The following is an 8,456-nucleotide window of genomic DNA, read 5'->3' on the forward strand; positions in this document are numbered from 1 at the left end:
TATAATTTAGTTCACCAAAACCTAACCATCCCATACAAACTATGTCGCTTAGAACTATTTTAACAGATAATCTTTGGAAATGCCTAGCTTATTTACTCGACCGTACAGGGCGTGTTTATAGGGCGTGTTGATGTTTTATGCTTATAAAATAGACTATTTTATACCTAGCACGCAAAATGCGTACTAGGTTACGCATAGTTGAGTGGCTTTGCCACTCTAATTCTCAGCCCCAAAGGGGCTGATTTATGCGTAACCCGGTATGGCTCTGCCATGCTGGGATATTAAATAAACACTTATTGGTGATTTTATAGCCTCAAAACATCAACAAGTTCTATATTTTGAAAATTTAATTCTTGAAGAAAAGCTTTCGTCAGTTAATATTAAAGTTTATTCTGGAAATAATTCTGATCCTAAATCTGTTGTTGAAACTGCCTGCTATAAATGCTTTAATAGATAGTGAAATTAATAATGAACCTAATCCATCAACACGAGTTCATTTATTAGTTGAAAACCTAATTAATATTAGAAATTAATTATTTATGGTAACTCGTATATTTTCAAAAGGCATTTTAAAAATCCCATTCTTAACTTCTTTTTTGCCGGAGATGAGATTAACCTTAACCAACTCGAAAGATATTCAGCAGGTTGTGGGTTGGGGTTATCGTCCGTCAACAAAGAAAGCGAGAGATTTTGCTGCGCGTCATCAACTGCCTTTTATTGCACTGGAAGACGGCTTTTTGCGTTCTGTGGGGCTGGGCGTTAAGGGGTATCCGCCGTTTTCTATGGTGGTTGATGATTTAGGGATTTACTACGATACCACTAAGCCATCACGGTTGGAAAAGTTGATTTTGCAATCATCGCCTGATTTGATAACGGAAAAAGTGCGGTTGGCACACCGTTTAATTGTGGATTTTCAATTGAGCAAATATAACCATGCGCCTGATTGTCGGATGTCAATGGATAAAAATGCTGTATTGGTGGTGGATCAAACTGTGGGGGATATGGCGATTCGATATGGGCAGGCAGATGCACGTTGTTTTCAGCAAATGCTAAAAGCGGCTATTCAAGAAAATCCGCAATCCACTATTTTCGTGAAAACGCATCCTGACGTATTGTCAGGCAAAAAGCAAGGTTATTTAACCGCACTTTCACAGCAATTAGCGGCTAATATCGTGCTGTTAGCCGAAGATATTAATCCGCTTTCGTTACTTCGCAACGTGAAGAAAGTGTATTGTGTGACTTCACAAATGGGTTTTGAGGCTTTGATGCTGAATAAATCGGTGGTTACTTTTGGTGTGCCTTGGTTTTGTGGTTGGGGGCTGACAGATGATCGTCACCCTATTGCAAAGTCACTTGCTACATCCTCAAGACGTAAAACTTGCGATTTATTGACTTTATTTCAAGCTGCCTATTTTCAATATAGTCGATATATTAATCCTAATTCTGGAGAAATAGGCAATATTTTTGATGTTATTCATTATTTGCACAAACAAAAAAAATTAAATCTACAATTCGCAGGTAATTTATATTGTGTCGGTATGTCTTTTTGGAAGCGTTCCGTTTTAAAACCTTTTTTTCAATTACCAAGTTGCCAATTGCATTTTGTTTCTCATATTAATAAACTTAAGCATGTAAATTGGAAAGAAAATAATCGCTTATTAATTTGGGGAAATGGTAAGAACTTATTATTAGATTTTGCTCAAAAAAATCATATTTCTACTTTGCAGATTGAGGACGGATTTATTCGTTCTGTGGGATTGGGATCTAATCTTGTCGCCCCTCTTTCTATTGTAGTTGATGATTTAGGTATTTATTTTAATGCACAAAAAACCTCAAGGCTAGAACAGATTCTAGCAACTAAGAAGTTTACCGAAGAAGAATTACAACAAGCTCAAGAATTACAACATCTATTGGTTGCTCAAAATATTGGTAAATATAATGTTGGTAAAAATGAATTAAATTTAACAACCTCCCATCAAAGAAAAATCTTAGTCGTGGGACAAGTTGAAGACGATGCATCCATTATAACCGGTTCACCGGAAATTCAATCTAATTTAGCATTATTAAAAAAGGTGCGGTCAGAAAATCCAACAGATTATATTATTTATAAACCTCATCCTGATGTTGTTAGTGGCAATCGAATTGGGCATATAGAGTGCTCGGATACAGATCAATTCGCAGATTTGGTTGTCACTGAAACCAATATTTTGGCTTGTATTATGGCCGTTGATGAGGTGCATACTATGACTTCTTTAGCAGGTTTTGAAGCCCTTTTGCGAAATAAAATTGTTCATTGCTATGGATTACCATTTTATGCTAACTGGGGGTTAACTATTGACCATGTTATCTTGCCAAGACGTACAAGAAAAATTTCGTTATTAGAATTAATTGCGGCGACATTAAATGACTACCCTATTTATTTTAATCCGAAGACAAAACAATTGAGCGATGCCAAAACAATTATTCGCTATTTAACCACTAAACAATTGGAAAATACTCAAAAAATTCGCCAATCTTGGGCTAAAAAACAATTAAACAAATTAAAACATTTAATCAAAATTTATTTTTTATAAAAGGGACTTATGTTAAAACATTATTTGGATGAACTTATTTCTTCATCAAAAAACATTTTATTATTACAAGGCCCTCTTGGACATTTCTTCAAGGATCTAACTAATTGGCTGGAGCAACAAAACAAATCTGTTTATAAAATCAACTTTAATGGTGGTGATGAATATTTTTATTTTAAAAATAAAAAGAACACCTTCAATTATCATCACCCTATTAAAGATTGGGAACATTTTTTAATTTATTTCATTAACCAAAATCATATCGATAATATTATTTGTTTTGGTGATCATCGACCTTATCATAAAATTGCTAAACGTATTTGTGAAAAGTATGGTATTCAATTTTGGGTTTTTGAAGAAGGTTATTTTCGACCGCACTATGTTACACTCGAAAAACAGGGGGTTAATGCATTCTCTCCTATTTCAAAAAATGCTGAATTTTTCTTAGGAAATCATTACCAAGATCTACCGGAACCCATTGAGCCGAAACCTTTAGCTAAAGGTTTTCTGCCTATGGCAGAAAACGCGATAAAATATTATTCTGCTGCTTTTTTTAAACAGAAAAAATATCCTCACTATCAACATCATAAAGAATTGTCTTTGAGTTATTATATTCGTTTATGGATAACATCCGGGATTAAACGCCTCTATTATTATTTTCGAGATTATCAATTTAGTCAAAAAGTGACTAATAATGAATTAGGCGATTTTTTTATTGTACCATTACAGGTTTATGATGATAGTCAAGTTAGAGTACATTGTGATTTTAAAAATGTAGAACATTTTTTATCTGAAGTTCTCATTTCTTTTGCTAAACATGCACCTGAAAAATTCAATTTAATCATAAAACATCACCCTATGGATAGAGGTTTTATTGATTATACTAAAACGATTAATGAAATAAGCTGCCAATATCCACAAATAAAAAATCGGGTCTTTTATGTTCATGATGTACCTATGCCGATATTGTTAAGAAAAGCAAAAGGAATGATTACATTAAATAGTACCAGTGGTATTTCTGCATTATTACATCAGATTCCAACGATAACATTAGGCAGAGCGAATTATGATATAGCCGGCTTAACTTACCAAGGAACCTTATCCAATTTTTGGCACAATCCCACTCCGCCTAATGCAGAATTATTTGAGGCTTATAGGAAATTTCATTTATATAAAACACAAATTAATGGTAGTTTTTATAATAAAGTAGATTTACCATTTTAGACGTAGAGCAACCACCAACCGCACTTTAAGATCTAAAGTGCGGTTATTTTTTATTGCCTTTCTCATTTCAATAACATACCATAATACTCGGTTATTATTTTAAAAAGGACATCCTATGAAAAACCAATTGATTTGTTATAAAAAAATGCCTATTTGGACAAAAGACAGTCTGCCAAAAATGTTTCAAGAGAAACACAATACAAAAGCCGGAACTTGGGGTAAGTTAACGGTATTAAAAGGGGCATTAAAATTTTATGTTTTAACAGAAAATGGAGAGGTGATAAGTGAATATATTTTCACCGCTGACAACGAAACGCCTTTTGTTGAGCCGCAGCTTTGGCATCGTGTGGAGCCACTTTCTGATGATTTAGAATGTTATTTGGAATTTTATTGCACTCAAGAAGATTATTTCAGTAAAAAATATAACCTAACTGCAACCCATTCAGAGGTCAAAGCAGCCGCACAAATTTTAACGCCGTGCAAAACGTTGGATCTAGGTTGTGGACAAGGGCGCAATTCGTTGTATTTGAGCTTGTTGGGCTATGAGGTGACTTCTTGGGATCAAAATGAACTGAGTGTAGGCTTTTTACGCGAAACTGCCGCTAAAGAAAATCTCGCTATTTCCACCGCAATTTACGATATAAACAGTGCGAATATTCAAGAAAATTACGATTTTATCGTTTCTACTGTCGTCTTTATGTTCCTAAACCGTCAGGCTGTGCCTGATATTATTAAAAATATGCAAACACATACCAATTCAGGCGGCTATAACTTAATTGTTGCGGCAATGGATACCGCTGATGTACCTTGTCCTATGCCTTTCTCCTTCACTTTTAAAGAAAATGAATTGGCAACTTATTATCAAGATTGGGAATTGGTGAAATATCAAGAAGAAATGGGAGAATTGCATAAAACAGATGAAAATGGCAATCGGATTAAAATGAAATTTGTCACGATGTTAGCGCGTAAGAAATAAGCGTGAAATGACGGTTGGTGAGCCTGTCGAACCACGGTTGGTGAGCTTGTCGAACTATAAGGCATTTCAGCGGTTGCACAAGACTTACGTTTCGACAAGCTCAACGACCGTCTTGTGCAACGGCTACAATAAATAACGCCTATTTCACCGTAAAACCATATTTCTCATATACCGCTTTGGCTTTATCTGATTGCATATACTCAAAAAAGGCTTTCGTTTCGCTCGTTTCTTTACCTTTAACTATTGCAGCCGGATAATCAATAGCCGGGTGGCTTTCCGGTGGGAAAGTGGCAACAATCTTAACATTGCTTCCCACCCCGGCATCTGTAGCATAAACTACGCCTAATGGGCTTTCTGCACGCTCCACCAACAATAATGCCTTTCTCACATTATCAGCTCGTGCTAATTTGTTCTCAAGCATATCCCATTGGTTTAAATAAGAAAATGCTGCTTTTGCATATATTCCTGCAGGCACATGATCAGGATCACCTACAGCAAGAAATGAGTCTTTTAATTGCTTTTGCCAATCTGCATAACGAAGATCAACCGTATCCACGGCACTCTCTTTTGGCGCAATCATCACTAAACTATTTCCAACCAAATCAATACGCGTTGTCGGTTCAATTTGATTTTTTTCAGCCAAAAAATTCATCCATTTCTGATCTGCTGAGACAAAAATATCAGCCGGTGCGCCTTCGTTAATTTGTCGTGCCAATACGGATGACGAAGCAAAAGATAAAACCACTTCCTCATTTGGATGGACTTTTTGGTAATCTGCAACCACATCTTCTAACGCATTAGTAAAAGATGCCGCCGCAAAAACCGTCACCTTTGCCTGAAGTTGAGTAGAAAAAATCGCAGTCGTTGCAGCAAGTACAACAGTAAGAATATTTCGTTTTAGCATAAGTTTTCCTCCATTTATTTATATACATCATTATATAGCGATCATCAAAATAAATGCTATATAAAATTTTATATTTCTCGTAAAATACCCCAAAAGATGAGCAAGGAACTCACTATGCTACAAAATGCAGAAATTCTTTTAACTATAAAATTACAAAAACAATTATTCGTTGATCCAAAGAGAATACGTTTGCTCAAAGCAATTCAAGAATGTGGTTCTATCAATCAAGCAGCAAAAAATACGCACATTAGCTACAAAAGTGCATGGGATCATTTAGCTGCGATGAATGAAATTAGCCCTAAACCTTTGCTTGAGCGTAATGTTGGTGGTAAAAATGGTGGAGGTACCACGCTCACTTCTTATGCCACAAGATTATTACAACTTTATGATTTACTTGAACAAACACAAGAAAAGGCTTTTCAAGTTTTGCATAATGAAGAGGTTGAGTTAAGTAGTGCGCTTTCCGCTACGGCAAAATTTTCACTCCAAAGTAGCGCACGAAATCAATTTTTTGGCAAAGTTGTCAAACTCAATTCACAGGAAAATACGACCTTTGTGAATATTCAAATTGATGGACTAACACAACACATGATTGCTGCTATTACTGAAAAAAGTGCGGTCAAATTAGGTTTAGTTTTGGGCAAAGAAGTAATGCTGATGATAAAGGCCCCTTGGGTAAAATTACATCAAACTCAACCGCACTTGACCGAAAATCTGTTTCTAGGTGATATTCTTTCTGTCAGTGAAACACCTCACATCAAAGAAACTCAAATTGCCGTTGAGGGTGTGGAATTTTGTGCGACTATTCCATCAGAATTACCTATGGCTATCGGCAACAAGATTTGGCTTTCTATCGATCCTGAACAAATTATTTTAGCAACATTATGATGACTATTTGGAAACGCAAACTCTCTCTCTCAGAAATGAACCAACTTTGTGCAAACTGTGCCGTTGCACATTTAGGCATAGAATTGACTGCACAAGGCGAAAACTGGCTTGAAGCTACCATGTCGGTAGATAATCGCACAACTCAACCAATGGGCTTATTGCATGGTGGTGTATCCGTTGCATTGGCGGAAACCGTGGGCTCCTTAGCAGGGTTATTATGCCTTGAAGAACCTCATGCGGTGGTAGGAACGGATATTAATGCAAGTCATCTACGCCCTGTAAAATCAGGTATAGTGACCGCTCGCGCCACCCCATTGCGCCTCGGCAAACGAACTCAAGTGTGGCAAATTGATATTCGCGACAGCCAAGAAAATCTCTGTTGCACATCTCGTTTAACCCTTTCTGTCATCTAATTTTATAGGATATTCTAACTTGAAAATCGGCGTTATTTTAGCCAATCTAGGCACCCCCAGTGCACCAACAGCCTCGGCAATTTCAACCTATCTCAATGAATTTTTAAGGGATACACGCGTAGTTGATTTACCACGTTGGAAATGGTTACCTATTCTCAAAGGTATTATTTTGCCCTTACGCTCACAACGTATTGCCAAAAATTACCAAGCCATTTGGACAGAACAAGGCTCGCCTCTACTCGCCTACTCTCTTGAACAACAAAAAGCACTACAGCACTATTTGTCTCGTCAAGGTGTTGATGCACAAGTAGAAATTGGCATGACTTATGGCGAACCCAGTATTGAAAGCGCGGTGAAAAAATTGACCTCTTCCAAGGTAGATAAAATTATTTTCCTGCCACTGTATCCACAATACAGCTCGACCACAACCGCTGCAGCAATTGATGCCTTTTCTCGCGCATTAACGCAACAACGTGAAATATTGCCTTTTAGTGTTATCCATTCCTATGCTGACAACAAAAACTACATTGAGGCACTTGCTGAAAGCATCCAAGCGCGGTTAAAAAAAGAAGAATTTCTGCTTTTTTCTTATCATGGCATTCCGTTGCGTTATGAGCAAATGGGCGATTTTTATCGTGACCATTGCCGCAAAACAACCCTCGCCGTAGTGGATAAACTAGGATTAATGGAAAATCAATGGGCTATGACCTTTCAATCTCGTTTTGGGCGCGAAGAATGGTTACAACCCTATACCGATCAATTCTTAGAAAATGCCCCACGTCAAGGTATTGAACACATTGCGGTAATCTGCCCGGGTTTTGCGGTAGATTGCCTAGAAACCTTAGAAGAAATTGCGGAAACCAATCGACATTTATTTCTTACTCAAGGAGGGCAATCTTACCAATATATCCCTGCCCTAAATGCCACTGAAAAACATATTGAATGTCTAGGACAGTTGATTTTAAGCAACATATAACCCATTATGTCCCTACGGCATGATTTAGGGCGAAAAATATTTCGCCCTGATTTATCACGATTGTTTTGGGGCTGTAGGGGCGAAATATTTTTCGCCCTGATTTATCACGAATGTTTGGGGCGAAAGATATTTCGCCCCTACGGTTCATGTCTAATCGATTACGTCATAGGTGTTATCGATGTAATCGCCATATGTCGTAGGGACAGGGTTTATCCCTGTCCGAGAACGCAAAAACGGCGTAGGATGGATGAAAAAACAACATGTAGGGACAAAATATTTTTTGCCCTGATGTGCTTGTGATTGATTGTGGGGCGAAAAATATTTCGCCCCAAATAAAAATCCCACATCATACGTGGGATTTCAGACTGATGACAACCTCAAATAAATAACGGTATTAGTAGGGACGCCACGCTTGGCGTCCATTACAAAGGCGAAGTGTGATTTATGTTGATGGACGCCAAGCGTGGCGTCCCTACAGTTCATATCTAATCGATTACGTCATAGG

Annotated in this window: 7 protein-coding genes and 1 pseudogene; 7 read left to right on the forward strand and 1 reads right to left on the reverse strand. The window is 37.2% G+C overall.

The annotated features are described in order from the left end of the window. Positions 1-41 precede the first annotated feature (41 nt). From Q0O89_RS09855 to tehB, 4 genes and pseudogenes are all read left to right on the forward strand, one after another. Positions 42-119, forward strand: a pseudogene (locus tag Q0O89_RS09855) (IS5/IS1182 family transposase); the annotation flags it as partial. Positions 120-539: 420 nt separating this feature from the next. Then, positions 540-2,573, forward strand: coding sequence for a capsular polysaccharide biosynthesis protein (locus Q0O89_RS09860; protein WP_293731529.1), 2,034 nt, complete (start codon positions 540-542; stop codon positions 2,571-2,573). Positions 2,574-2,582: 9 nt separating this feature from the next. Next, on the forward strand, positions 2,583-3,794 hold the full coding sequence (locus Q0O89_RS09865; RefSeq protein WP_293731530.1) for a capsule biosynthesis protein: 1,212 nt from the start codon (positions 2,583-2,585) through the stop codon (positions 3,792-3,794). A gap of 115 nt (positions 3,795-3,909) precedes the next feature. After that, positions 3,910-4,770 carry an SAM-dependent methyltransferase TehB gene (tehB, locus tag Q0O89_RS09870; RefSeq protein WP_293731531.1) on the forward strand — a complete coding sequence of 287 codons (861 nt, stop codon included), beginning with the start codon at positions 3,910-3,912 and terminating at the stop codon, positions 4,768-4,770. Positions 4,771-4,909: 139 nt separating this feature from the next. Here the strand turns inward: tehB and modA are convergent, their stop codons facing one another. Beyond that, positions 4,910-5,674, reverse strand: coding sequence for a molybdate ABC transporter substrate-binding protein (gene modA, locus Q0O89_RS09875; protein WP_293731532.1), 765 nt, complete (start codon positions 5,672-5,674; stop codon positions 4,910-4,912). A gap of 114 nt (positions 5,675-5,788) precedes the next feature. Here modA and Q0O89_RS09880 point away from each other — a divergent pair, with 114 nt between their 5' ends. The 3 genes from Q0O89_RS09880 to hemH are packed head-to-tail and all read left to right on the forward strand — an operon-like array spanning position 5,789 to position 7,951. Continuing rightward, on the forward strand, positions 5,789-6,562 hold the full coding sequence (locus Q0O89_RS09880) for a TOBE domain-containing protein (RefSeq protein ID WP_293731533.1): 774 nt from the start codon (positions 5,789-5,791) through the stop codon (positions 6,560-6,562). Further along, entirely contained in the window at positions 6,562-6,975 is a 414-nt protein-coding gene (locus tag Q0O89_RS09885; RefSeq protein WP_293731534.1) for a hotdog fold thioesterase, read from the forward strand. Before Q0O89_RS09880 ends, Q0O89_RS09885 begins: the two co-directional genes overlap by 1 nt. A 4-nt stretch (positions 6,976-6,979) precedes the next feature. After that, positions 6,980-7,951, forward strand: coding sequence for a ferrochelatase (gene hemH, locus Q0O89_RS09890; RefSeq protein ID WP_293731535.1), 972 nt, complete (start codon positions 6,980-6,982; stop codon positions 7,949-7,951). Positions 7,952-8,456 lie beyond the last annotated feature (505 nt).

Origin of the sequence: uncultured Actinobacillus sp., assembly GCF_945915845.1 — a bacterium.
In the GTDB taxonomy this organism is placed as follows: Bacteria; Pseudomonadota; Gammaproteobacteria; order Enterobacterales; family Pasteurellaceae; genus Exercitatus.